The sequence below is a fragment of the Salipiger marinus genome (genome assembly GCF_900100085.1).
GTDB classification, from domain to species: Bacteria; Pseudomonadota; Alphaproteobacteria; order Rhodobacterales; family Rhodobacteraceae; genus Salipiger; species Salipiger marinus.
Genome location: NZ_FNEJ01000021.1, coordinates 1 through 22,989 on the forward strand (window position 1 = coordinate 1; position 22,989 = coordinate 22,989).

Annotated in this window: 25 protein-coding genes and 1 pseudogene; 18 read left to right on the forward strand and 8 right to left on the reverse strand. The window is 68.1% G+C overall.

The window, feature by feature from the left end; translation table 11 throughout:
• Positions 1–250, reverse strand: a 250-nt coding sequence (locus BLR51_RS19705; protein ID WP_242656789.1) for a transposase, incomplete at its 3' end; no start/stop codon positions are given.
• The gene (locus BLR51_RS27480) at positions 159–761 is read right to left on the reverse strand and encodes a hypothetical protein (RefSeq protein ID WP_131821845.1); all 603 of its coding nucleotides are present in this window, start codon (positions 759–761) and stop codon (positions 159–161) included. The genes BLR51_RS27480 and BLR51_RS19705, both read right to left, overlap by 92 nt.
• 112 nt (positions 762–873) lie before the next feature.
• On the opposite strand from BLR51_RS27480, the gene BLR51_RS27825 reads away from it, so the two are divergent.
• Positions 874–1,257: a hypothetical protein gene (locus BLR51_RS27825; protein ID WP_165616886.1), complete on the forward strand. Its 384-nt coding sequence runs from the start codon at positions 874–876 to the stop codon at positions 1,255–1,257.
• Here the strand turns inward: BLR51_RS27825 and BLR51_RS28660 are convergent.
• Positions 1,207–1,527, reverse strand: a pseudogene (locus BLR51_RS28660) (hypothetical protein); the annotation flags it as partial. The gene BLR51_RS27825 and the pseudogene BLR51_RS28660 overlap by 51 nt on opposite strands.
• A gap of 75 nt (positions 1,528–1,602) precedes the next feature.
• Between BLR51_RS28660 and glpK the strand changes: the two are divergent.
• Both glpK and BLR51_RS19730 read left to right on the forward strand, forming a co-directional pair.
• Positions 1,603–3,096 (forward strand): glycerol kinase GlpK, encoded by a 1,494-nt coding sequence (gene glpK / locus BLR51_RS19725; RefSeq protein WP_089850214.1) that lies wholly within the window; start codon positions 1,603–1,605, stop codon positions 3,094–3,096.
• Positions 3,097–3,112: 16 nt separating this feature from the next.
• Positions 3,113–4,027 (forward strand): NAD-dependent epimerase/dehydratase family protein, encoded by a 915-nt coding sequence (locus BLR51_RS19730; RefSeq protein WP_089850216.1) that lies wholly within the window; start codon positions 3,113–3,115, stop codon positions 4,025–4,027.
• Here BLR51_RS19730 and BLR51_RS19735 read toward each other — a convergent pair.
• Positions 4,024–5,214: a PQQ-dependent sugar dehydrogenase gene (locus tag BLR51_RS19735; protein WP_089850218.1), complete on the reverse strand. Its 1,191-nt coding sequence runs from the start codon at positions 5,212–5,214 to the stop codon at positions 4,024–4,026. The genes BLR51_RS19730 and BLR51_RS19735 overlap by 4 nt on opposite strands.
• 421 nt (positions 5,215–5,635) lie before the next feature.
• Between BLR51_RS19735 and BLR51_RS19740 the strand changes: the two genes are divergently transcribed.
• From BLR51_RS19740 to BLR51_RS19805, 14 genes are all read left to right on the forward strand, one after another.
• Positions 5,636–6,559: an SLAC1 anion channel family protein gene (locus BLR51_RS19740; protein ID WP_278184867.1), complete on the forward strand. Its 924-nt coding sequence runs from the start codon at positions 5,636–5,638 to the stop codon at positions 6,557–6,559.
• Between the two features lie 69 nt (positions 6,560–6,628).
• Positions 6,629–7,297: a Crp/Fnr family transcriptional regulator gene (locus BLR51_RS19745; RefSeq protein WP_089850222.1), complete on the forward strand. Its 669-nt coding sequence runs from the start codon at positions 6,629–6,631 to the stop codon at positions 7,295–7,297.
• A gap of 84 nt (positions 7,298–7,381) precedes the next feature.
• Complete coding sequence (locus BLR51_RS19750; protein WP_089850373.1) at positions 7,382–7,588, forward strand: YgaP family membrane protein; 207 nt, start codon at positions 7,382–7,384, stop codon at positions 7,586–7,588.
• A gap of 198 nt (positions 7,589–7,786) precedes the next feature.
• Complete coding sequence (locus BLR51_RS19755; RefSeq protein WP_242656790.1) at positions 7,787–8,584, forward strand: siderophore-interacting protein; 798 nt, start codon at positions 7,787–7,789, stop codon at positions 8,582–8,584.
• 82 nt (positions 8,585–8,666) lie between these two features.
• Positions 8,667–9,524, forward strand: a complete 858-nt coding sequence (locus BLR51_RS19760; RefSeq protein ID WP_089850223.1) for a PaaX family transcriptional regulator — start codon at positions 8,667–8,669, stop codon at positions 9,522–9,524.
• A 145-nt stretch (positions 9,525–9,669) separates the two neighbouring features.
• Positions 9,670–10,875 (forward strand): 3-oxoadipyl-CoA thiolase, encoded by a 1,206-nt coding sequence (gene pcaF, locus BLR51_RS19765; RefSeq protein ID WP_089850225.1) that lies wholly within the window; start codon positions 9,670–9,672, stop codon positions 10,873–10,875.
• A gap of 19 nt (positions 10,876–10,894) precedes the next feature.
• Positions 10,895–11,893, forward strand: a complete 999-nt coding sequence (gene paaA, locus BLR51_RS19770; protein ID WP_089850227.1) for a 1,2-phenylacetyl-CoA epoxidase subunit PaaA — start codon at positions 10,895–10,897, stop codon at positions 11,891–11,893.
• 12 nt (positions 11,894–11,905) lie between these two features.
• Positions 11,906–12,193, forward strand: coding sequence for a 1,2-phenylacetyl-CoA epoxidase subunit PaaB (gene paaB, locus BLR51_RS19775; protein ID WP_089850229.1), 288 nt, complete (start codon positions 11,906–11,908; stop codon positions 12,191–12,193).
• Entirely contained in the window at positions 12,193–13,047 is an 855-nt protein-coding gene (gene paaC, locus BLR51_RS19780) for a 1,2-phenylacetyl-CoA epoxidase subunit PaaC (RefSeq protein ID WP_089850231.1), read from the forward strand. Before paaB ends, paaC begins: the two co-directional genes overlap by 1 nt.
• Positions 13,048–13,051: 4 nt before the next feature.
• Positions 13,052–13,561, forward strand: a complete 510-nt coding sequence (gene paaD / locus BLR51_RS19785; protein WP_089850233.1) for a 1,2-phenylacetyl-CoA epoxidase subunit PaaD — start codon at positions 13,052–13,054, stop codon at positions 13,559–13,561.
• A 78-nt stretch (positions 13,562–13,639) separates the two neighbouring features.
• Positions 13,640–14,716 carry a 1,2-phenylacetyl-CoA epoxidase subunit PaaE gene (gene paaE, locus BLR51_RS19790; RefSeq protein WP_089850235.1) on the forward strand — a complete coding sequence of 359 codons (1,077 nt, stop codon included), beginning with the start codon at positions 13,640–13,642 and terminating at the stop codon, positions 14,714–14,716.
• On the forward strand, positions 14,706–15,458 hold the full coding sequence (locus BLR51_RS19795; RefSeq protein ID WP_089850237.1) for a Phenylacetic acid catabolic protein: 753 nt from the start codon (positions 14,706–14,708) through the stop codon (positions 15,456–15,458). The genes paaE and BLR51_RS19795 overlap by 11 nt, the downstream gene beginning before the upstream one ends.
• Before the next feature lie 16 nt (positions 15,459–15,474).
• Positions 15,475–17,538 (forward strand): phenylacetic acid degradation bifunctional protein PaaZ, encoded by a 2,064-nt coding sequence (gene paaZ, locus BLR51_RS19800; protein WP_089850239.1) that lies wholly within the window; start codon positions 15,475–15,477, stop codon positions 17,536–17,538.
• Positions 17,539–17,541: 3 nt separating this feature from the next.
• Positions 17,542–18,015: an acyl-CoA thioesterase gene (locus BLR51_RS19805; protein WP_089850240.1), complete on the forward strand. Its 474-nt coding sequence runs from the start codon at positions 17,542–17,544 to the stop codon at positions 18,013–18,015.
• Positions 18,016–18,318: 303 nt separating this feature from the next.
• Here BLR51_RS19805 and BLR51_RS19810 read toward each other — a convergent pair whose 3' ends face one another.
• The 4 genes from BLR51_RS19810 to paaG form a co-directional block, all read right to left on the reverse strand.
• Positions 18,319–18,918, reverse strand: a complete 600-nt coding sequence (locus BLR51_RS19810) for a TetR/AcrR family transcriptional regulator (RefSeq protein ID WP_089850242.1) — start codon at positions 18,916–18,918, stop codon at positions 18,319–18,321.
• 77 nt (positions 18,919–18,995) lie between these two features.
• On the reverse strand, positions 18,996–20,303 hold the full coding sequence (paaK, locus tag BLR51_RS19815; protein WP_089850244.1) for a phenylacetate--CoA ligase PaaK: 1,308 nt from the start codon (positions 20,301–20,303) through the stop codon (positions 18,996–18,998).
• 21 nt (positions 20,304–20,324) lie between these two features.
• Positions 20,325–20,765 carry a hydroxyphenylacetyl-CoA thioesterase PaaI gene (paaI, locus tag BLR51_RS19820; RefSeq protein ID WP_089850377.1) on the reverse strand — a complete coding sequence of 147 codons (441 nt, stop codon included), beginning with the start codon at positions 20,763–20,765 and terminating at the stop codon, positions 20,325–20,327.
• A gap of 21 nt (positions 20,766–20,786) precedes the next feature.
• Positions 20,787–21,581: a 2-(1,2-epoxy-1,2-dihydrophenyl)acetyl-CoA isomerase PaaG gene (paaG, locus tag BLR51_RS19825; RefSeq protein ID WP_089850246.1), complete on the reverse strand. Its 795-nt coding sequence runs from the start codon at positions 21,579–21,581 to the stop codon at positions 20,787–20,789.
• A 228-nt stretch (positions 21,582–21,809) separates the two neighbouring features.
• Here paaG and BLR51_RS19830 point away from each other — a divergent pair, with 228 nt between their 5' ends.
• Positions 21,810–22,955, forward strand: a complete 1,146-nt coding sequence (locus BLR51_RS19830; RefSeq protein WP_089850248.1) for an ABC transporter substrate-binding protein — start codon at positions 21,810–21,812, stop codon at positions 22,953–22,955.
• Positions 22,956–22,989: the final 34 nt, after the last annotated feature.

Sequence of the window (22,989 nt, forward strand, 5' to 3'; positions counted from 1 at the left end):
GGATGTCACGCTCCGCCCTGAGCCGGGCGACCTCTTTCTTCAAGGATGAAATCTCGGCCAGATCAGCGCGCAACTGCCCGTTCCCGGGAAAGGCAACAGCAGGGGTTGCGGTCAGCTCCCGCATCCAGCGGCGCAACACGCTCTCCGCCACATCGAGGTCACGGGCGGCCTGCGCCACGGCCACACCCCGATCCGTCACCAGCCTCACGGCCTCGATCTTGAACTCGCGGCTGAACTTCCGTCTCGTCATATCCACTCTCCAGTTCATGGGTCACGATCTTATCTTCGTGTCCACGAAACCGGCAGCAGCTCATGGTGCCCAGGGTGAAGACCAGTTCGGCCCCGGTTTCCAGATCGGTGAGGCGAAGTCCCAGCCAGCGCGTCACATCGGCGAGGGCGAACTGGCCAAGGTGCAGGCCGGTCCGCCCAAGCTCCGCCTTCAGGGTCAAAGAATGGTTCGGGCCAAGGGTCAGTGGCCAAAGTTCAGCCCGCAAGATGGCGGGGAGGCCAACGGTGCCGCGAGCGGTCAGGGTCAGGCCGATCCGCCCGTCTTCGGCCGGAGTGCAGCGCAAGGTCAGGTCAGCCGCCGCCAGTGCCTTGCGCATCGCATCAAGGCGCGCCTCTGCCGCTAAGGTCAGATCAGGGGCGGGCAGCGCTGCCGGGGCCTGCCACGGCCGAAGGAACCGGCCCAGCCGTTCTGGCGAAACATGATCGGCAACGCAGCCCATCCGGCGCGAGGAGCCGGAAAGGGTGGCAAGCACCTCAACATTGCTGCCGTTCAGCAGGGGGGGCCGCCGTGGCGTTGCCCGATCCGACGGTCAGGTCCGTGGTCGACTCAGACCTCGGGTAGCGTTCGGTCACAAAGACCTTGGCATGAAGGCCAAGAGCCGCGGATGCCTCCTCGCCATCTTCGGTTTCAGCCAGATCGTCCAGAACCATGACCTGCCCGAAGCGGGCCAGCACGTCAGGCGGCATCGGCGCCAGTTCCTCGGCCCGGCTCAGCAACCAGCATTCGGAGGGGTCAAGGCCCTTGGTCAATTGAACCAGCGCTTCGGGCGACAAGAAGGGCGAGATGATGCCCATGGCTCTGCCGACCTTTGGCCGGAACGGGGGCTGCCCGAATCCGTTGATCGCAATGCGCAGCTTTCTGCTGCCTTCGGGCAGGGTGCAGACAGTGCGATCGACATTTCGGACATGATCCTGCTTTCAGAAGCTGAGCGTGACGGATCGCCCAGCGCCCCGGACGATCAGGGCTGAGAGCTGGTAGAGGCGGAGGGCGAGGGATTGGCCGGGGCCGATGGTGCGCCCCAATCGGCGGTCTGCTGGGCTGAGGTGTAGAGGACGTTGGTCGTGGTGGTCAGTGTGCGTTTGACGGCTTTGCCATCACGGGGTTCCACCTCATTGGCTTCACTTTCCTCGCTCAAAGGCACATCACCAGCGCCCCACGTATCAGCGGCCAGCGACCGCGACCCGGCGCGTCCAGCGGATCGTCAGATCGCCGGGGCTGCGGGCGGTGCGCCATGGCTGTGGACAGCCGCGCCTCATGCCTTACCCTAGACCGGTCCGGCCCGTGTGGCCGGAATTTTCAGAGGGGAGGTCACCATGACGCGCTACATTCTTGCCATTGACCAGGGCACCACCTCCAGCCGGGCGATCCTGTTCGACGCCGACCTGCGGGTCGCGGCACAGGCGCAGGAGGAATTTCCGCAGCATTTCCCGCAGTCGGGCTGGGTGGAGCATGAGGCCGCCGATCTGTGGTCCTCGACGGCGGGCACCTGCCGGGCGGCGCTGGAAAAGGCCGGGGCGGGGCCCGAGGATGTGGTGGCCATCGGCATCACCAACCAGCGCGAGACCACGGTGGTCTGGGACCGCAAGACCGGCCAGCCCATCCACCGCGCCATCGTCTGGCAGGACCGGCGCACCGCCGATCTGTGCCGCCGCCTGCGCGACGAAGGGCAGGAGGCGCGCGTGACCGAGATCACCGGCCTGCTGCTTGACCCGTATTTTTCGGGCACGAAACTGGCATGGATCCTCGATCATGTGGAGGGCGCGCGGGAAAGGGCGCGGCGGGGCGAGCTGGCCTTTGGCACGGTGGACAGCTGGCTGATCTGGAAACTGACCGGCGGCGCGCGCCATGTCACCGATGCCACCAATGCCGCCCGCACCATGCTTTACGACATCAGCCGCAATGCGTGGTCGCCCGAGATGTGCGACATGCTCGACATCCCGAAGGAGATGCTGCCCGAGGTGCTGGATTGCGGCGCCGAATTCGGCACGACGCGGCCTGATCTGTTCGGGCGTCCGCTGCCGATCCTTGGCGTGGCGGGGGACCAGCAGGCGGCGACGCTGGGGCAGGCCTGTTTTGCGCCCGGCATGCTGAAATCCACCTATGGCACGGGGTGTTTTGCGCTGCTCAACACCGGGACGGAGCGGGTGACCTCGCAGCATCGGCTGCTGTCGACCATCGCCTACCGGCTCGACGGGCAGACCACCTATGCGCTGGAGGGGTCGATCTTCATCGCGGGCGCGGTGGTGCAGTGGCTGCGCGACGGGCTGGGGCTTATCCGGCAGGCGTCGGACACGCAGGGGCTGGCGGAGCGTGCCGATGACGGGCAGCAGGTGATCCTCGTGCCTGCCTTCACCGGGCTGGGCGCGCCTTACTGGAACGCCGAATGCCGGGGCGCGGTTTACGGTCTGACCCGCAATTCGGGGCCTGCGGAATTTGCCCGCGCCGCGCTGGAAAGCGTGGGCTACCAGACCCGCGATCTGGTGGAGGCGATGCGCGCCGACTGGGCGGGCATCGACAGTTCGGTGGCGACGCTGCGCGTTGATGGCGGCATGAGCGCCAGCGAATGGGCGATGCAGTTCCTGTCAGACATCCTTGGCGCGCCGGTGGACCGTCCGCAGGTGCTGGAAACCACCGCGATGGGGGCGGCGTGGCTTGCCGGGCAGCGCGCCGAGCTTTATCCGGGGCCGGAGGAGTTCGCCAAGGGCTGGGCGCTGGACCGGCAGTTCACCCCCGCCATGGACAGTGCCACGCGCGAGGCGAGATATGCCGCGTGGCAACGCGCCGTGCAGGCGACGATGACGGTCTGAGGCGAAAGGAACGGTCATGATCCATGTCACCGGCTGCGCGGGGGTTCTGGGCTTTGAAATCCTGTGCCATCTGGCACGGCTTGGCCCCGTCACCGGCATCTCGCGCAGCGCGCTGCCCGCGCCCGTGCCGGGGGCCGCGCATCGGCGGGTGGCGGATGTGCTGGCGGCGGACTGGCTGGAGCCCGGCGAGGAGGCGGCGACGATTGTGCATTGCGCCGGTCTTTCGGATGCGCGGGCGCATATCGAGGGCGTGGGCGATCTGGTCACACGCGAGGTGCTGCCGCAGACCGGCTTTGCCGAGGCGCTGCTGGCGCGGGGCTGGCGCGGGCATCTGGTCTATCTCTCCTCCGCTGCCGTCTATGGCGACAGCGACGATCTGCCGATCCCCGAGCCACGCGAGCCGCAGCCCAAGGGGGTCTATGCCCTGCAGAAGCTGATGGTGGAAAACGCGCTGCTGTTTCTGGCGGCGCAGCACGGTTTCCGCCTGACCCTCCTGCGTGTCGCCAATCCCTATGGCGGCGATCTGCCCCGGCGTGACCGGGGGGTGATGCGGCTGCTGATGGATGCGGCGGAGAGCGGGGCAGAGTTCACCGTCTATGGCGGCGGCACCGGGCTGCGCGATTACCTGCACATGTCGGATTTCCTGCGCGCGGTGGAACGGGTCTGCCTGCGCCCGCCCGAAAGCCGGATCACAAGGCTGAACCTTGGCAGCGGCACGGGCACCGCCCTGATCGACCTGATCCCGCGGCTGGAGGCGGCGACGAGCCGCCGCCTGAGCCTGCGCCACGCGCCGTCGCAGATGGAGGTGAAATCCAGCGTGCTCGACATCACCCGCGCCCGTGACCTGCTGGACTGGGCGCCGCGCGTGGGTCTGGAGGAGGGGCTGGCGCGGATGGTGGCCCGCTGGCGGACCACCGCGCCGCAAGCTTAGGGCGTCACGCGCAGCAGCGTGCCGTCATCGGCATCCATCAGCAGCATCACCGCGCCATCCTGCTGGGCCACGTCGACATCGCGCACCCGGCCTTCGCCCTGCAGATAGCGGCCTTCGCCGCTGACCTGACCGTCTTCCAGCGTCAGCCGCACCAGCGACTGGCTGGCCAGCCCGCCGATCAGGGCGCTGCCCTGCCAGTCGGGGAACATCTCGCCGTCATAGAACACCATGCCGGAGGGCGCGATCACCGGATCCCAGTAATAGATCGGCTGCTCCATGCCCTCGGCCTCGGTCCGGCCTTCGCCGATGGGGCCGCCGGAATAATCCAGACCGTAAGTGACAACCGGCCAGCCATAGTTCAGCCCGGCCTCGGGGCGGTTCAGCTCGTCGCCGCCCTTGGGACCGTGTTCCACGGTCCAGAGCGCACCATCCTGGCCAAGGGCTGCGGATTGCAGGTTGCGGTGGCCATAGCTCCAGATCTCGGGCAGGCCGCCCTCGATCTGCGGATTGCCCTCTGCGGCACCGCCCATGGGATCAAGGCGCAGCACCTTGCCCAAATGGGTGTCCACATCCTGCGCCAGCTGCCGGGGTTCGGGCAGCGACCGTTCGCCGGTGGTGACAAACAGCGCGCCTTCGCCGTCAAAGACCAGCCGCGAGCCATAATGCATGGTCGACTCCCATGCCGGATCCTGCTGGAAGATCACCTCGACCTCGGTCATCTGGCTGCCATCCTCCGACAGGATGCCGGTGGCCACGGCGGTGCCGGTGGTGCCGCCGTCGCGCGGTTCGGCATAGCTCCACCAGACGCGGCGGGTGTCGGCAAAGGTCGAGTCATTGATGGCAACGTCCAGCAGCCCGCCCTGACGGCGGGTGTCCACCTCGGGCAGACCCTGCACCGGATCGGACAGCGTGCCATCCTCGGCCACGATGCGCAGCCGCCCGGGCCGTTCGGTCACCAGCCAGCGCCCGTCGGGCAGCTGGTCCATGCCCCAGGGGTGCACCAGCCCGTCCACCACCACCTCATGGCTCAGGGTCATGCCCTCATCCAGCACCGGGGCGCGGGTCTGGGCCTCGAAGGCGGGGGACTGGTCGGGAGCGTTGGGCGGCTCGGCGTTGAAATCCTGTGCCGAGGCGGGGCCGCAGGCGGCCAGCAGGGCAACAAGGGGAAGGCGGGAAAGATGGGCCATGATCGGGCTCCTTTGGTTCGGGGTCCGTGTCGGTCCGGAGTTGGATGACGCCCCGGAACCTAGTGCCCCAAGCCGCCCGGCACAGTGACGCTTGCGTGAACGGCCCCCAGTGTGACCCAGATCACAGACAGGCGGCGCGGCATCGGGCAGGAGGGCGGCAGGGCACTGTCGCTCTGCCTGACGAAGATGCGGGCGGGCCCGACCCTTGGCCACATGCTGTGCCGCCGCATTGCCCTGCGGGCAAAGCTGTGGCTCGGTGGGCGGGGGGGCCTGCCCGCAATAACGCCCGTGCCCGCGACGAAGACTGCCCGATGACCGCCCCGATGCCCCGTCCGCCGCGGACGGGCATTCCCCCAGACCGCAGAAGGACCGTTCCTGATGACCGCCCAAGACACAGCCGCCCCCCCCGCCCGCCGCGTCGCTGGCGCATTTCCCGGTCAGCGCCTTTGCCATCCCCATGGGGCTTTTCGGCTTTGCGCTGGCGCTGCGCGCCGCCGGGCTGGAGGGCGCGGGCCAGATCACCGGCTGGGGCGCGCTGGCGGTGCTGCTGGGGCTGGGCGCGGTGCTCGCCGTCAAGGCGATGCGGCATCCCGCAGCCCTGGCGGCGGACTGGGCGCATCCGGTGAAGCTGGCCTTCTTTCCTGCCATCAGCATTTCGCTGCTGCTGCTGGCGGCATTCCTTGGCCCCAACGCGCCGCTGCTGGCGCGGCCGGTCTGGCTGCTGGGGGCGGGGGCGCAGGCGGTGCTGACGCTGGTGGTGGTGTCGGCATGGATCTCGCACCGCGCCTTTGGCCCGCAGCACCTGTCGCCCGCATGGTTCATCCCGGCGGTGGGCAATGTCGTGGCGCCGCTGGCGGGGGTGGGGCTGGGGTTTGTGGAACTCAGCTGGTATTTCTTTTCGGTCGGGCTGATCTTCTGGCTGGTGCTGCTGACGCTGGTGTTCAACCGGCTGATCTTTCACGATCCGCTGCCGGGCAAGCTGCGCCCGACGCTGGTGATCCTTGTGGCGCCGCCTGCCGTCGCGCATCTGGCATGGCTGCAACTGGGCGGAGAGGTGGATGCCGTGGCGCGGCTTCTGCTCAATCTGGGCTACTTCTTTGCCGCGCTGGTGGCGCTGCAGATCCCCGCGCTGCTGCGGCTGCCCTTCGCGCTGTCCTTCTGGGCGCTGTCCTTTCCGCTGGCGGCACTGACCACGGCCAGCTTCCGCTTCGCCGCGCTGACCGGATCGGGGCTGCACCATCTGCTGGGGCAGGGGCTGCTGGCGGTGCTGGCCGTCACCATCGCGGGCCTGCTCTGGCGCACGCTGCGCGCGGCACGCGCAGGGCAAATCTGCCTCCCCGATTAGGGACCGCTGGCTTGCGTCACCCGGCCCGCCTGCGCTACCGCTGGGGCGGGCCGGGGCAGGGGGCAGCGCATGACCGAGGACTGGACCACGCATTTTGACGGGCTGCGCGATCTGCCCGCAGACGAACAGGCGCTGCTGCGGCGCAGCGCCCACCCGATGCACCTGCCCGCAGGCCGCACGGTCTTTGCCCCCGGGCAGGAGGCGCAGACCTTCTTCCTGCTGCGGACGGGCACGGTGCGGGTGCAGCAGCAGACCGAAACCGGGCGCGAGGTCTTTCTGTATCGCGTGCATGCCGGGGAAAGCTGCATCCTGACCACCGCCTGCCTGCTCTCCTCCGAGGCCTATACCGCCGAAGCCATCACCGAAACCGAAGTGACCGCCGTGGCGATCCCCCGCGCCGGGTTCGAGGCGATCATCGCCGGATCTGCGGCATTCCGCAGGCTGGTCTTCCACGCCTACGCCCGGCGCATCGCGGATCTGTTCGCGCTGATCGACGACATCCTGTCGCAGCGCATGGATGTGCGGCTGGCGGCGCGGCTGCTGGCGCTGGCCGATGACAGCGGTCAGGTGCAGGCCACGCATCAGGTGCTGGCCCATGAGCTTGGCACCGCGCGCGAGGTGATCACGCGCACGCTGGCCGAATTTCACCGCCGGGGCTGGATCGCGCAGGCGCGTGGCGCGGTGCGGCTGGCCGATCCGGAGGCGCTGCGGCAGCTTGCGCGGGGCGGCACGCGCTAGCCCCGGCTTGGTGACATGGTCACCGTCCGGCGGGCGGGTTCCGTGGCACAAGGGGCCATGACCCTTGATCCCCCGGAGGATGACATGACCCGAAACATGGGAAAACTTGACCGCGCGCTGCGGACCATCGTGGCGCTGGGGCTGCTCTATCTGGCCTTTGGCACGGCGGTGCTGGGCACCGGCCTGTGGATGTGGCTGGCGGTTGCGGTGGCCGCAGTCTTTCTTGTGACCTCGCTTGCGGGCAACTGCCCGCTTTACACGCTGATCGGCCTGCGCACCTGCCGCAGCTGACCCGGCGGGGGCGGGCCGTGACTGGCCTGCCCCTCACGCAAGCGTGACTTTTCATTCCTGACTAATTTATTCAACTATAGCCCGGGGCAGGCGCCACCGGGCCATCGCATGTGGTGACGTCCTCCACGCGCAGACCCGCACCGGCTTTGGCCGCTGCGGAGGGCGCGCTTTGCCCATGGCCGTATCAAAGGACAGGACGTGACCAGAATTTTCGACACCGACCCGGACAGCACCCCCGCCGCCGCCGAGGATGCGCCGCCGCAGATCCGCCGCATCCGGCACGAGCTGCGCCGCCGCAGCCTGACCGTGGCCGACACCGTGCAGCTGAGCCCGCACATGATCCGCCTGACCCTGACCGGCGCCGATCTGGCGGATTTTGTCAGCCTTGGCGCGGATGATCACCTCAAGGTCATCCTCCCGCAGGCCGGGCCGGAGGAGGCGCGCCGCGATTACACCCCCCGCCGCTTTGACCCCGCGCTTCATGAACTGGTGCTGGATTTTGTCGACCATCCCGGCGGTCCTGCCGCCGATTTCGCCCGGGATCTGCGGGTGGGCGACAGCGTGACCGTGGCGGGGCCGCGCGGCTCTGCCGTGGTGGAGGGCGACATCGCCCACTGGCTGCTGATCGGCGATGAAACGGCACTTCCCGCCATCGGGCGCCGGATCGAGGATCTGCCTGCGGGGACTGCCGTCACCAGCCTAGTGGCGGTGCCGGGGAAGGCGGATGAACAGGCGCTGTCAACCGCCGCCGACTGGCGCGGGATCTGGGTGCACCGTCCGCTGTCCGCCGCCGCTGATCCCGGGCCGCTGCTGGCGGCGCTGGCCGGTATCGACCTGCCAGCGCGGTGTTATGTCTGGCTGGCCGCCGAGGCGGGCGTGGCGCGGGCGCTGCGTGACGCGCTGCTGGCGCGGGGCCATCCCAAGACATGGATGAAAGCCTCGGGCTACTGGACCGCCGGGCGGGCCGATGCCTCCGACAAGACGCTGGACGGCTGAGCCGGTTCAGACCTGACAGCCCGCCGCGTTTGTGGGATAGTGGCGTGCCGCTTTTGCCGACCGAGGACTTATGCCGCCAGACATGCTTGCCCCCGCCCTGACCGTCCTTCCGGACCCGCTGGCGGAGGATCCGCCGCGCGCCTCCGCCTTCATCGTCACGCTTTATGGCGATGTGGTGGAGCCGCGCGGCGGGCGGCTGTGGATGGGCACGCTGATCGACTGTTGCGCCGGGCACGGCATCAGCGAAAGCCTTGTGCGCACCGCCGTGTCGCGGCTGGTCAGCGCCGGACGGCTGGAGGGCGAACGCATCGGGCGACGCAGCCATTACCGGCTGGCCGCCGCCGCGCGCGCCGAATTCGGTGCCGCCGCGCAGGTGCTTTACACCCCGCCGCCCGCGCCGCAGGGCTGGCTGCTGGCCCCGGCAGACCAGCCGCCCGCGCCCGGCTGGGCACCGCTGGGCGGGGTGGCGCTGGCCCCCAACCGCAGCGACATGCCGCGCCCGGCGGGGCTGGTCTGGTCTGCCGACGTGGTGTCGGGGGTGGCGGACCTGCCCGGGCTTGCCGCCGCGCTCTGGCCGGTGGCGGAGGTGGGCACCGCCTATGCCGCCTTTGTCGCGCGGTTCGCGCCGCTGCTGGACCAGTGCCGCAGCGATCCGCCCGATGCGGTGCGCGCGCTGGCGCTGCGGCTGCGGCTGGTGCACGATTACCGGCTGGCGGCGCTGGCCGATCCGCGTCTGCCGCAGGCGGCGCTGCCCGCCGACTGGCCGGGGCCCGCGGCGCGGCGGCTGTTCGTCACGCTGTATCTGACGCTGGCCGAGGCGGCGGATGCCTGCATCGGCAGCCGATTCCTTGATCCCGACGGGCTGCTGCCGCAGGCCACCGCCGCCACCGACCTGCGGCTGGACCGGCTGCGGCGCGAGGCGGCGCGGCCAAGCGACTGATTTTGCTGGCCGCCTCTGGTTGCTCCGCCAAAGCATCACGTCCTTTCCATCTTTTCTCTTTGCGTGTGACGCTTTCGGCGCTATGTCCATGACCGAGCGGTCGGTGAATATGGAGGCACCCGCCGCGCGACGCGAGGAGGATCCCATGACCGACGCTTTCATCTGCGATGCCGTGCGCACGCCCATCGGACGCTATGGTGGCGCGCTCTCGGGCATCCGCGCCGATGATCTGGCCGCCCTGCCGCTGGCCGCGCTGATGGCGCGCAACCCGTCGGTGGACTGGGCGCAGGTCGAGGATGTGATCCTTGGCTGCGCCAATCAGGCAGGGGAGGACAACCGCAACGTCGCGCGCATGGCGGCCCTGCTGGCGGGTCTGCCGCAGGAAGTGCCGGGCACCACGGTCAACCGGCTTTGCGGGTCGGGCATGGATGCGATCGGGCTTGCCGCGCGCACCATCCGCGCGGGGGATGCCGATCTGCTGCTGGCGGGCGGGGTCGAAAGCATGAGCCGCGCGCCTTTCGTGATGGCCAAGGCCATGACGGCCTTTTCCCGCAACGCGGAAATTTACGACACCACCATCGGCTGGCGGTTCAAGAACCCGAAGCTGGACAAGCTCTTCGGCACCCATTCCATGCCCGAGACGGCGGATAACGTCGCCGCAGATTATGGCATCAGCCGCGAGGATCAGGACGCCTTTGCCGCCCGGTCGCAGGCGCGCTGGCAGGCGGCGCAGGAGCGCGGGCTTTTTGCCGAGGAAATCGTGCCGGTCCAGATTCCGCAGCGCAAGGGCGAGCCGCTGGTGGTGGACACCGACGAGCATCCGCGCCCCGGCACCACGGCGGAGCAGCTGGCCAAGCTGCGCGGCGTGAACGGGCCTGACCTGAGCGTGACGGCGGGCAATGCCAGCGGCGTCAATGACGGGGCGGCGGCGGTGATCGTCGCGTCCGAAGCGGCGGCGCGGCAGCATGGCCTGACCCCGCAGGCGCGCATCGTCGCCATGGCCGCCGCCGGTGTGGCGCCGCGCGTCATGGGCATTGGTCCGGTGCCCGCCACGCGCCGGGTGCTGGCCCGCGCCGGTCTGACGCTGGACCAGATGGACGTGATCGAACTGAACGAGGCCTTTGCCGCGCAGGGGCTGGCGGTGCTGCGCGATCTGGGCCTGCCCGATGACGCGCCGCATGTGAACGCGCAGGGCGGCGCCATCGCGCTGGGCCATCCCTTGGGCATGTCCGGCGCCCGGGTGGTGCTGTCCGCCACCCGCCAGCTGCACCGCACCGGCGGCCGCTACGCGCTCTGCACCATGTGTGTGGGCGTGGGGCAGGGCATTGCCCTTATCCTTGAACGCAGCTGACGCAACCGGAGGCACGACGATGTATGCACAGATGGTAAAATCCGAAGGCATGAAATCCCTCGAGGACATGACGCCCGAGGAGCGCGCCTTTCAGGAGCGGATCGACCGCGGCGAAAAGATCGAGCCGAAGGAATGGATGCCCGAAGGCTACCGCAAGACGCTGATCCGCCAGATCGGCCAGCATGCCCATTCCGAAATCGTGGGCCAGCTGCCCGAAGGCAACTGGGTCACCCGCGCGCCGACGCTGGAACGCAAGGCGATCCTGCTGGCCAAGGTGCAGGACGAGGCGGGGCACGGGCTTTACCTGTACTCCGCCGCCGAAACGCTGGGGGTCAGCCGCGACGAGCTGATGGAAAAGCTGCATTCCGGCGCGATGAAATACAGCTCCATCTTCAATTACCCGACGCTGACATGGGCCGATATGGGCGCTGTCGGCTGGCTGGTGGACGGGGCCGCGATCATGAATCAGGTGCCGCTGCAGCGCACCTCTTACGGGCCTTACAGCCGCGCGATGATCCGCATCTGCAAGGAGGAAAGTTTCCACCAGCGGCAGGGCTATGCGATCATGATGAAGATGGCGCAGGGCACGCCGGAGCAGCGCGAGATGGCGCAGGATGCCTTCAACCGCTTCTGGTTCCCGGCGCTGATGATGTTCGGGCCCTCCGACAAGGATTCGGTGCATTCCGCGCAGTCGATGGCGTGGAAGATCAAGATGAACACCAATGACGAGCTGCGGCAGAAATTTGTCGACGAGACGGTGCCGCAGGCCGAATTTCTGGGCCTGACCGTGCCCGACGAGACGCTGCGCTGGAACGAGGCGCGCGGGCATTACGATTTTGCCGAACCCGACTGGGACGAGTTCTTCGAGGTCATCAAGGGCAACGGCCCCTGCAACGAGGAACGGCTGGAGGCGCGGCGCAGCGCCTGGGATCGGGGGGCTTGGTTCCGCGACGGGCTCAGCGCCTATGCCGAAAAAGCCGCCGCCCGCCGCGCCGCCGCGCGCGTGGCCGCAGAGTAAGGAGCGTCTGACATGTCCAGAAAAGAATGGCCGCTTTGGGAGATCTTCATCCGGGGCCAGCACGGGCTGAACCACCGCCATGTGGGCAGCCTGCACGCGCCGGATGCGGAAATGGCGATCAACAACGCGCGCGACGTCTATACCCGCCGCAAGGAAGGCGTGTCGATCTGGGTGGTGCCCTCGGCGCAGATCACCGCCTCGGCGCCCTCGGACAAGGGGCCGCTGTTCGATCCCGCCGAAAGCAAGGTCTACCGCCACCCGACCTTCTACGACATTCCCGAAGACGTGGGGCATATGTGATGCCGTCGCTGCCCGATGTGATGATCCCCGAAGTGGCGGATCTGGCCCGCCGCGCCGCCTCTGGCCAGACTGCCGATCCGCATCTGGAGGATGTGGCGCTGAAGCCCGCCTTTTTCGACTGGCTGTGCCGGATGGGCGACAGCACCCTGATCCTTGGCCACCGCCTGTCGGAATGGTGCGGCCATGGCCCGGTGCTGGAAGAGGACATCGCGCTGGCCAATACCGCGCTGGATTTCATCGGGCAGACGCAGCTTTGGCTGGGGCTGGCCGCCGAGGTCGAGGCGCAGGGCCGCAGCGCCGATGATCTGGCCTTTCTGCGCGACGCGATGAAATTCCGCAACGTGAAGCTGGTGGAACTGCCCAATGGCGACATCGGCCAGACGCTGATGCGGGGTTTCCTGTTCGACGCATGGCATTTCGAGATGCTGACCGCGCTGGGCAACTCCACCAGCCCGCGCGTGGCCGAGATCGCCGCCAAGGCGGTGAAAGAAGTGTCCTACCATCTGGAACGCTCCTCGGATCTGGTGGTGCGGCTGGGTGACGGCACCGAACAGAGCCATGAGCGGATGCAGGCGGCGCTGGACTATCTCTGGCCCTATACCGGCGAGATGTTCGCGGGCGATGCCATCGACCGGGCGGTGACGGAGGCGGGCATCGCGCCCGATCCCGCCGCTCTGCTGCCGCTCTGGCAGCGCACCGTCACCGAGGTGCTGGCCGAGGCGACGCTGCAGGTGCCCGACCGCCGCTTCGACGCGCAGCACGGGGGCAAGCAGGGGCGGCATACCGAACATCTGGGCTACATCCTTGCCCAGATGCAGTTCCTGCAACGCGCCTATCCCGGCGCAAGCTGGTAGTGCGATGACCCCGACCGACGCGCAGATCTGGGACTGGCTGGCAGAGGTGCCCGACCCCGAGATCCCGGTGATCTCTGTCACCGATCTGGGCATCGTGCGCGATCTGCGCTGGGAGGGCGATACGCTGGTGGTGGCGGTGACGCCGACCTATTCCGGCTGTCCGGCCACGGCGGTCATTGATCTCGCGATCGAGACCCATCTGCAGGCGCGCGGCGTGGTGCGGGTGCGGCTGGAGCGGCGTCTCTCGCCGCCATGGACCACCGACTGGCTGACCGAGGCGGGCCGCGCGAAACTGACCGCCTATGGCATCGCCCCGCCGGTGGACGGCACCGCCCCGGATGGCCGCTCGGGCCGGGCGGCGCGGCTCGCCGGGGGCAGCAATCTGGTCATCGCCTGTCCGCGCTGCGGGTCGGCGCAGACCGAGCGCGTCAGCCAGTTCGGTTCCACCCCCTGCAAGGCGGCGTGGCGCTGCCGCGACTGCCTTGAACCCTTCGACTATTTCAAATGCCACTGACGGGCTTAGCCCGATGAAACCCCCGACGGGCCTTGCCCGCCGCCGCACGCCCCGCATCCGGACAGGAGGAGGTCTGACATGCCCCGTTTCCATCCCCTAGAGGTGACAGAGATCCGCCGCGACACCCGCGACGCGGTGGTGGTCACGCTGCGCCCGCGCCCCGAGGATGCCGCGCAGTTCGATTTTACCCAAGGGCAGTATCTGACCTTCCGCCGGGCCTTTGACGGCGAGGAACTGCGCCGGTCCTATTCGATCTGCGCGGGGCGCGACGAGGGCTGCCTGCGGGTCGGGATCAAGCGGGTGGAGGGCGGCGCCTTTTCCACATGGGCCAACGAGGGCCTGCGCCCCGGCGACATGCTGGAGGCGATGCCGCCGCAGGGCCGGTTCCACACCCCGCTCGATCCGGGCCGCGCGCGCAGCTATCTGGGGTTTGCGGGCGGGTCGGGCATCACGCCGCTGCTGTCGATCATCAAGACCGTGCTGGCGCGCGAACCGCAGTCCAGCTTCACGCTGGTCTATGCCAACCGGCAGGTGGCCTCCATCATGTTCCGCGAGGAGCTGGAGGATCTGAAGAACAGCTATCTGGGGCGGCTGTCGGTCATCCATATCCTTGAAAGCGAGGGGCAGGAGATCGACCTGTTCACCGGGCGGATCGACGCGGAGAAGATGGCGATGCTGTTCCGGCTGTGGATCGATGCCGCCACGGTGGACACCGCCTTCATCTGCGGGCCGGAGCCGATGATGCTGACCATCGCCGAAAGCTTGCGCCAGCAGGGTCTGGCCGAGGATCAGATCAAGTTCGAGCTTTTCGCCTCGTCCCAGCCGGGCCGGGCCAAGGCGCGGGCCGTGTCGCGGCAGGCCGCCACGGCGGGCAACAGCTGCGAGGTGTCGGTGACGCTGGACGGGGCCACGCGCAGCTTCCGGATGCCCAAGGACGGCACGGCGCTGCTGGATGCGGCGCTGCAGAACCACATGGACGCGCCCTATTCCTGCAAGGCGGGGGTCTGTTCCACCTGCCGCGCCAAGGTGCTGGACGGCGAGGTGGAGATGCAGGTCAACCACGCGCTGGAGGATTACGAGGTGCGCGCGGGCTATGTGCTGTCCTGCCAGTGCGTGCCGCTGTCGGACCGGGTGGTGCTCAGCTATGACGAATGACGCGGATCACATGGCGCTGGCGGATTATCTGGCGCAGGGCGGCAAGCTGACCTCGCCGGAAAACGTGCCGCCGCGCTACCGGGGCGAGGTGCTGCGGCTCATGGCCTCGTTTGTCGACAGCCAGCTTGCCGGATCGGCGGGCTTTGCCGGGGCCATCAACTGGGCGCCCGGCATCAAGGCGCGCATCGCCGCCAGCCGCATCACGCTGGAAAAGGCCGATCACGCCGAACGGGTGCTGGATCTGATGCAGGCCTTCGGCACCGACAAGGCGCTTTACGAACAGGCGCATGACTGGGCCGCGCGCGGCCCGCGCGACGCGGCGCCAGAGGCACGGCGCCGGGGCGGCGACATGCGGCTGTCGGTGTTCCACGCGCCGCTGACCGGCTGGACCGACGCGGTGGTGATGAACGTGCTGATGGGGCAGGCCACGCTGGAGGTGCTGGAGGATCTGGCGCGCTGTTCCTATCAGCCGCTGGCCGAAGTGCTGCGCGACATCCTCCCGCGCGAGCGGCGGCACATGGAACTGGGGCTGGAGGGGCTGGAGCGCATCGGCGCCACCGCCGAGGCGCGCGCCTCGGTCGCCTACTGGCTGCCCCGGGTGGCGGACACGTTCGGGCCCGCGCAGTCGGACCGGTTTGACCGGCTGCAGGCCATGGGCCTGCGCCGCACCGACAATGAAACGCTGCGCAGGGCGTGGCGGACCACGGCGGAGGCCACGCTGGCGCCGCTGGGGCTGATCTGAACAGGAAGGACATCTGATGCTGGACACCGGACGCACCGCGCGCCGCCTTGAAAGCTATGTCTCGGGCGCGTGGCGCGCGGGGCAGGGCGAGGCTAAGCCGCTGGCCCATGCCGCAACGGGCGAGGTCCATGCGCTGATCTCCTCGGACGGGCTCGATTTTGCCGGGGCGCTGGACTGGGGCCGCCGCACGGGGGGGACGGCGCTGCGCCGCCACACGCTGCACGACCGCGCCCTGATGCTGAAGGCGATCGGTCAGGCGCTGATGGCGGGGAAGGATGAATTCTACGCCGAAAGCCTTGCCACCGGCGCCACGCCCCGCGACGCATGGCCCGACATCGACGGCGGCATCGGCACGATGCTGACCTTTGCCTCCAAGGCGCGGCGCGAACTGCCCAATGCGCATGTGCTGCCCGAAGGCCCGGTGGAGATGCTGTCGCGCGATGGCAGCTTTGTGGGCCAGCACATCCTGACCCCGCTGGAAGGTGTGGCGGTGCATATCAACGCCTTCAACTTCCCGGTCTGGGGCATGCTGGAAAAGATCGCGCCTGCGCTGATCGCGGGCGTGCCCTGCGTGGTCAAGCCCGCCTCGCAGACCGCCTATCTGACCGAACTGGTGGTGCGGCGCATTCTGGAAATGCAGATCCTGCCCGACGGCGCGCTGCAGCTGATCTGCGGCGGGGTGGGCGACCTGCTGGACCATGTGACCGGGCAGGATGCCGTCACCTTCACCGGATCCGCCCAGACCGGGCAGAAGCTGCGCACCCATCCGGCGGTGGTGCAGAATTCGGTGCGCTTCACCATGGAGGCCGACAGCCTGAACGCCGCGATCCTTGGCCCCGATGCAGGCCCCGGCACGCCGGAATTCGATCTGTTCGTCAAGGAGGTGGCGCGCGAGATGACGGCGAAGGCCGGGCAGAAATGCACCGCCATCCGCCGCGTGCTGGTGCCCGCCGCCCATGAGGGCGCGGTGATCGACGCGCTGCGCGCCACGCTGGACCGCACCGCCGTGGGCCTGCCCGATGACGCGCAGACCCGCATGGGGGCGCTGGTGTCGCTGGGCGAGCGCGAGGGCGTGCGCGCCCGCATCCGCGAGATCGCGGCAGAGGCCGAGATCGTCTGCGGCACCCCCGACGAGGTGCGGCTGTCTTCGGGCGATGCGGCGCGGGGGGCGTTCCTGAACCCGGTGCTGCTGCGCTGCGCCGATCCCTTCAGCGCCCGCGCCCCGCACGAGATCGAGGCCTTTGGCCCCGTCGCCACGGTCATGGCCTATGACGGCGTCGAAGAGGCGGTGGCGCTGGCGAAGCTGGGCAAGGGCTCGCTGGTGTCGTCGGTCTTTACCAATGACACAGGCGTGGCGGCCGAGATGGTGCGCGGCGTTGCCGCCTTTCACGGGCGGATCATGCTGGGCAACCGCGACAGCGCCAAATCCTCCACCGGGCATGGCGCACCGCTGGCGCCGCTGGTGCATGGCGGACCGGGCCGCGCGGGCGGCGGCGAGGAAATGGGCGGGATGCGCGGGGTCAAACATTTCATGATGCGCAGCGCCATTCAGGGCACGCCCCGGCTGCTGGCGGCGGTGACGGGCGAATGGGTGCCGGGCGCGCCCGCGCAGCAGGACATCCACCCGTTCCGCAAATCGCTGGCCGAGCTGCGCATCGGCGACCAGATCGTCACCGAACGGCGCGAGATCACCGAAGCGGATGTCGAGCATTTCGCCCATTTCACCGGCGACACCTTCTATGCCCATATGGACCGCGAGGCGGCGCGCGCCAATCCGTTCTTCGAGGATCGCGTGGCGCATGGCTATCTGATCGCCTCTTTTGCGGCGGGGCTGTTCGTGATGCCTGAACCTGGCCCGGTGCTGGCCAATTACGGCGTGGACAACCTGCGCTTTCTGGCGCCGGTCTATTTCGGCGACAGCCTGCAGGTGCGGCTGACCTGCAAGCAGATCACCCCGCGCGACGGCACGGTCTATGGCGAAGTGCGCTGGGATTGTTGCGTGACCAACCAGAATCAGGAGGTGGTCGCCCAATATGATGTGCTAACCATGGTGGCGAAAACCTGGCCGCTGACGGAGTAAGCAATGGATCCCCGCCACCTTGAAATGACCGTTCTCATGACGCCCGACATGGCGAATTTCAGCGGCAAGGTGCATGGCGGGGCGCTGCTCAACCTGCTGGACCGGGTGGCGTTTTCCTGCGCCTCCCGGTTTTCGGGCCGCTATGCGGTCACGCTGTCGGTGGATCAGGTCATCTTCAAGGAGCCGATCAATGTGGGCGAACTGGTGACCTTCCGCGCCAGCATCAACCATGCCGGGCGCACCTCGATGGAGGTGGGGATCCGGGTCGAGGCCGAGGACATCCGCAAGGGCACCCGGCGGCACACCAATTCATGCTATTTCACCATGGTGGCGGTGGACGATGCCAGCCGCCCCGCCGAGGTGCCGGTGCTGCAGGTCGAAACCGAAACCGAACAGCGCCGCCACCGCGCCGCCACCCTGCGCCGCAAGCTCCGCCGCCAGTTCGAGGAAGAGATGCGCAAGGCGGCGGCGGGCTGACCGGCTTTCCCTTTGCATCTCGCTGCGGCAGGATTGCTGCGGACAGCGCAGAGGGGGGACATGAACAGGGATACAGCGTTTCGGTGGCCTTCGATCTGATGGGGCAGGAGCTTGCCGCAGCGATCGAGGATCTGAACGGCGAGGGAGCGGAGGCCTTCCGCCAGTCGCGTTATGCCCGTGGACGGGGTCATCGTGAGAACCCATAGCAGCACCGCAGCTAAGAAACGTCAGCTGGAACAGATCGCGCGCCAGCTTGGGCTGGAACTGCAGGTGGAGATCACCCCTCCGGCGGCGCGCTAGGCGCTATTTCACCGCCTTCACGCCTTCAAGGATCAGCGTCGTCGCCATATGGGCGTAATCCTCGCGGCTGATGGCGCCGCCGTCGCGGAACCACATGTAGACCCAGTTCATCATGCCGAAGAGCGACATGGTGACCGGCATCAGCAGCGGACGGTCGGGCGTGTCGAGCGTGGGGTGAATCTCGCGGATGACGGCGGAGAAGCGTTTGACGATGCGCCGTTCGATGCCGGTCAGGTCGGCCTTCTGCGCGTCCGACAGCGCAGGGCCCGCGTTCAGCTGCACCTTGTGCAGGTCGTCGGCACCGCGATAGGCGTCGAGCACGGTCATCACCAGCCGTTCCAGCCGCGCCTCGGCGGGCAGGGCGGGGTCATGCGCCTCGGCAAGGGCTGTGTCCAGATCCTCCAGATGCGTCTCTATGATCGCAAAGATCAGCGCGTCCTTGGACGGGTAATAGTGATAGAGCAGCGATTTCGACACCCCCGCCTCGGAGGCGATCTGCGACATGGAGGCCTTTTCCATGCCCTGCGTCGCAAAGACATTGGCAGCGGACAGCAGCAGCTGATGCCGCTTTTCCTCGAAATCATTGGCGCGCGTCCTTGCCATCAGCGCAAGTGCTCCTCGTGGTTCAGGCGGCAAGGGGATATCCCCTTGCCGGAAGGTATGCCAGTCCGGCGGACGGCCTATTTCGGCCGGTTGTCGACCACGCGTTTTGCCTTGCCTTCGGATCGTGCGACGCCCTGCGGGTCATGCACCTCGATCCGGGTCGACACGCCCACCACCGACTTGATGTGATGGGCCAGATCGCGGGCCGATGCGGCGCGCGCCTCGGCGCCCGTGGCCTCGGGGCCGCATTCCACATGCACGGTCATGCTGTCCATGCGGCCCTGCCGGGTCAGTTCGATCTGGAAATGCGGGGCGAGGCCGGCGCATTTCAGGATCTGCTCCTCGATCTGGGTCGGAAAGACGTTGACGCCGCGCAGGATGATCATGTCATCGCAGCGCCCGGTGATCTTTTCGATGCGCCGCATCGACCGGGCGGTGCCGGGCAGCAGCCGGGTCAGGTCGCGGGTGCGGTAGCGCACCATGGGCAGACCTTCCTTGGTCAGCGTGGTGAAGACCAGCTCGCCCATTTCGCCATCGGGCAGCACCTCGCCGGTCACGGGGTCGATGATCTCGGGGTAGAAATGATCTTCCCAGACATGCAGCCCGTCCTTGGTTTCCACGCATTCATTGGCCACGCCCGGCCCCATGATTTCCGACAGGCCGTAGATGTCGACGGCGTGCATGTCGAAGGCCTGTTCGATCTCCTCGCGCATGGCATTGGTCCAGGGCTCGGCACCGAAGATCCCCACCCGCAGCGAGCTTTGCCGCGGATCGATCCCCTGACGGCGGAATTCGTCAAGGATGGACAGCATGTAGGACGGCGTCACCATGATGATGCTGGGCTGGAAATCCTGCATCAGCACCACCTGCCGCTCGGTCATCCCGCCCGAGATCGGCACCACCGTGCAGCCCAGCCGTTCGGCGCCGTAATGCGCGCCCAGCCCGCCGGTGAACAGCCCGTAGCCATAGGCGACATGGCAGATGTCGCCGGGCCGCCCGCCGCTGGCGCGGATCGACCGGGCCATGCAGTCGGCCCAGATGTCGATGTCGCGCGCGGTATAGCCCACGACGGTGGGCTTGCCCGTGGTGCCGGAGGATCCGTGAATGCGCGCCAGCTTCTCGCGCGGGACGGCGAACATGCCGAACGGGTAGGTGTCGCGCAGATCCTGCTTGGTGGTGAAGGGGAATTTCGCCAGATCGGCCAGCGTCCGGAAATCGTCGGGATGCACGCCGTGATCGTCGAACCGCTTGCGGTAGAAGGGCGAGTGTTCATAGGCGTGGCGCAGCGACCATGCCATGCGGCTTTGCTGCAGGGCTGCGATCTCGTCGCGGCTGGCGATCTCGATCGGGTCCAGACTGGCCCGCGCCGGGGTCATGTCGGTCATGTTGTCCTCCTCCCTTGGACGTCAGGCCTCTGCACCGGTGTCCGGCAGCAGCGGCCTGTTGAGCGCCCGCGAATGACCGCGGAATTCTGCGATGACGGTCCCGTCCTCCCGGGTCACCGTCACGTCATAGATGCCGGACCTGCCTGTGCGGGATACCTCGCGGGCGGTGGCCACCAGCCGGTCCCCCAGCGCGCCGGGGGTGATGTAGGTGACCGCGCAGTGCTGTGCCACGGTCATCACGTTGTAGGTGTTGCAGGCAAAGGCAAAGGCGCTGTCGGCCAGCGTGAACAGATAGCCACCATGGGCATTGCCATGGCCATTGGTCATCCGTTCGGTCAGGGTCATGGTCAGCACCGCCTGTCCGGGCGCGATGCGGGTCAGCACCATTCCCAGCCGCTGCGAGGCGCTGTCGGCGTTCCACATGGCCTGCGCGCAGGCTTCGGCCAGCTGCTGCGGGGTCAGGGTCGCGGTGTCCTTCATCGTTCAGTGCCCCCGAAAGCGCGGCGCGCGTTTTTCCAGAAAGGCGGTGACGCCTTCGGCGTAATCGTCGGACAGGCCCGCTGCGCGCTGGCTGTCGCGTTCGGCCTCCAGCTGCGTGTCGAAATCCTGCGCTCCGGCCTGATGGATCAGACGCTTGGTCAGCCCCAGACCCAGCGTCGGGCCCGCTGCCAGCTTGACCGCCAGCGCCTCCGCCTCGGGCAGCAGGGCGTCGTCGGGCAGGGCTTTCCAGATCAGGCCCCAGTCGGCGGCGGTCTCTGCGCTCAGCGGCTCTGCGGTCATCGCCAGCGCCTTGGCCCGCGCCTCGCCCAGAAGCCGGGTCAGATGCCAGCTGCCGCCCGCGTCGGGCACCAGCCCGATCTTGGCGAAAGACTGGATGAAGCGCGCGGACTGCGCGGCCAGAACGATGTCGCAGGCCAGCGCCAGATTGGCGCCAGCCCCCGCCGCCACGCCGTTGACCGCGCAGATCACCGGCTTGTCCAGCGCCCGGATCAGCCGCAGCGTCGGGATGTAGAAGGTGCCGATGGTCTGGCCCAGATCGGGCTTCGGCCCGCCCTGCCGCGGATCGCGGTCGCCCAGATCCTGCCCGGCGCAGAAGCCGCGCCCGGCCCCGGTCAGCAGCACGGCGCGAATCGCCGGGTCGTCATGGGCGCGCTGAATCTGCGCGCGCAGCGCCAGATGCAGGTCTTCGTTCAGGGAATTCAGCTTTTCCGGCCGGTTCAGCACCAGCTTGAGCACGCCGGAGCCAAGCTCCGCCAGGACGGTATCGGATGATGTCATGTGGTCCTCCCGGCCCGCCTCCAACGGGCTCTACAAGATAAATGTTGCATAAACCGTCCGGTCGGTCAATGATATGACTCGAGCTTTGGGAGGAGCCAAGCCGGACAGGTCGGACCGCCAGCGCGCGTTGTGGACAGCCCTTTGGGGCTGGGTCCGCCCGTGCGGGTGCGGAGCGCGGATCGCGGCCTGACCCGCCTGCTTGGGGATGTCTTTTCGGGAGGAGATACCATGAGATCCAGAACCACCACGGCGCTTGCCACGCTGGCCGCACTGGCCACGCTGACCGGCGCGGCACAGGCCGAAATCCGGCTTGGCGCCAGCGTGTCCGCCACCGGCCCCGCCGCCTTTCTGGGCGATCCGGAAGCCAAGACCATCGAGATGATGGTGGAGCAGATCAACGCCTCTGGCGGCATCAACGGCGAGGAAATCGCGCTGACGCTTTATGACGATGGCGGCGATCCGAACAAGGCGCGCACCTTTGCCACCCGTCTGGTGGAAGATGACGAGGTCGTGGCGATCATCGGCGGATCCACCACCGGCACCACCATGTCGATCCTGTCGGTGGCCGAGGCCGAGGGCATTCCCTTCATCTCGCTGGCGGGCGCCATTTCCATCATCGACCCGGTGCGCGAGTATGTGTTCAAGACCCCGCATACCGACCGCATGGCCTGCGAAAAGATCTTCGCCGACATGGCGGCGCAGGACATCACCCGGATCGGCATGATCTCTGGCACCGACGGCTTTGGCGCCTCGATGCAGGCGCAGTGCAAGGAAGTTGCGGGCGCGCAGGGGATCGAGATTCTGGCGGACGAGACCTATGGTCCGCAGGATGCCGACATGACTCCGCAGCTGACCCGCATCCGCAACACCGAAGGCGTGCAGGCGGTGCTCAACCCCGGTTTCGGGCAGGGGCCCGCCATCGTCACCCGCAACGTGGCGCAGCTGGGTTTCGAGATTCCGCTCTATCAGAGCCATGGCGTTGCCTCTGACGCCTTCATCGAACTGGCTGGGGCCGAGGCCGCCGAAGGCGTCCGCCTTCCCGGCACCGCGCTGCTGATCGCCGATCTTCTGGCCGAGGATGACCCGCAGTATCAGGTGGTGACCGACTATACCGCCGCCTATCGCGAGGCTTATGGCACCGCGACCTCGACCTTTGGCGGCTATGCGCATGACGCGGTGGCGCTGATCGTCGATGCGGTGACCCGCGCGGGCAGCACCGATCCCGACGACATCCGCGACGCGCTGGAAACGACCGAGGGGCTGGTGGGCACCACCGGCACCTACACCTTCTCGGCAGAGGATCACCTCGGGCTCGACCTTAGCGCCTTCCGCATGCTGGAGATCCGGGATGGCGGCTGGTCTGCCGTCGACTGATCGTCTCTGCAGGGCCGGGGGAGTGTTCCCCCGG

Coding starts and splice junctions, on each gene's coding strand:
- BLR51_RS19750 (WP_089850373.1), top strand. CDS start 7,382: ATGACCCGAAACATGGGAAAACTTGACCGCGCGCTGCGGACCATCGTG.
- BLR51_RS19760 (WP_089850223.1), top strand. CDS start 8,667: ATGCTTGCCCCCGCCCTGACCGTCCTTCCGGACCCGCTGGCGGAGGAT.
- BLR51_RS19795 (WP_089850237.1), top strand. CDS start 14,706: ATGACGAATGACGCGGATCACATGGCGCTGGCGGATTATCTGGCGCAG.
- glpK (WP_089850214.1), top strand. CDS start 1,603: ATGACGCGCTACATTCTTGCCATTGACCAGGGCACCACCTCCAGCCGG.
- paaE (WP_089850235.1), top strand. CDS start 13,640: ATGCCCCGTTTCCATCCCCTAGAGGTGACAGAGATCCGCCGCGACACC.
- BLR51_RS19810 (WP_089850242.1), bottom strand. CDS start 18,918: ATGGCAAGGACGCGCGCCAATGATTTCGAGGAAAAGCGGCATCAGCTG.
- BLR51_RS19745 (WP_089850222.1), top strand. CDS start 6,629: ATGACCGAGGACTGGACCACGCATTTTGACGGGCTGCGCGATCTGCCC.
- BLR51_RS19830 (WP_089850248.1), top strand. CDS start 21,810: ATGAGATCCAGAACCACCACGGCGCTTGCCACGCTGGCCGCACTGGCC.
- paaA (WP_089850227.1), top strand. CDS start 10,895: ATGTATGCACAGATGGTAAAATCCGAAGGCATGAAATCCCTCGAGGAC.
- paaK (WP_089850244.1), bottom strand. CDS start 20,303: ATGACCGACATGACCCCGGCGCGGGCCAGTCTGGACCCGATCGAGATC.
- paaG (WP_089850246.1), bottom strand. CDS start 21,581: ATGACATCATCCGATACCGTCCTGGCGGAGCTTGGCTCCGGCGTGCTC.
- BLR51_RS27825 (WP_165616886.1), top strand. CDS start 874: ATGAAGGCCAAGAGCCGCGGATGCCTCCTCGCCATCTTCGGTTTCAGC.
- BLR51_RS19805 (WP_089850240.1), top strand. CDS start 17,542: ATGGATCCCCGCCACCTTGAAATGACCGTTCTCATGACGCCCGACATG.
- paaB (WP_089850229.1), top strand. CDS start 11,906: ATGTCCAGAAAAGAATGGCCGCTTTGGGAGATCTTCATCCGGGGCCAG.
- pcaF (WP_089850225.1), top strand. CDS start 9,670: ATGACCGACGCTTTCATCTGCGATGCCGTGCGCACGCCCATCGGACGC.
- BLR51_RS19735 (WP_089850218.1), bottom strand. CDS start 5,214: ATGGCCCATCTTTCCCGCCTTCCCCTTGTTGCCCTGCTGGCCGCCTGC.
- BLR51_RS19730 (WP_089850216.1), top strand. CDS start 3,113: ATGATCCATGTCACCGGCTGCGCGGGGGTTCTGGGCTTTGAAATCCTG.
- paaZ (WP_089850239.1), top strand. CDS start 15,475: ATGCTGGACACCGGACGCACCGCGCGCCGCCTTGAAAGCTATGTCTCG.
- paaD (WP_089850233.1), top strand. CDS start 13,052: ATGACCCCGACCGACGCGCAGATCTGGGACTGGCTGGCAGAGGTGCCC.
- paaC (WP_089850231.1), top strand. CDS start 12,193: ATGCCGTCGCTGCCCGATGTGATGATCCCCGAAGTGGCGGATCTGGCC.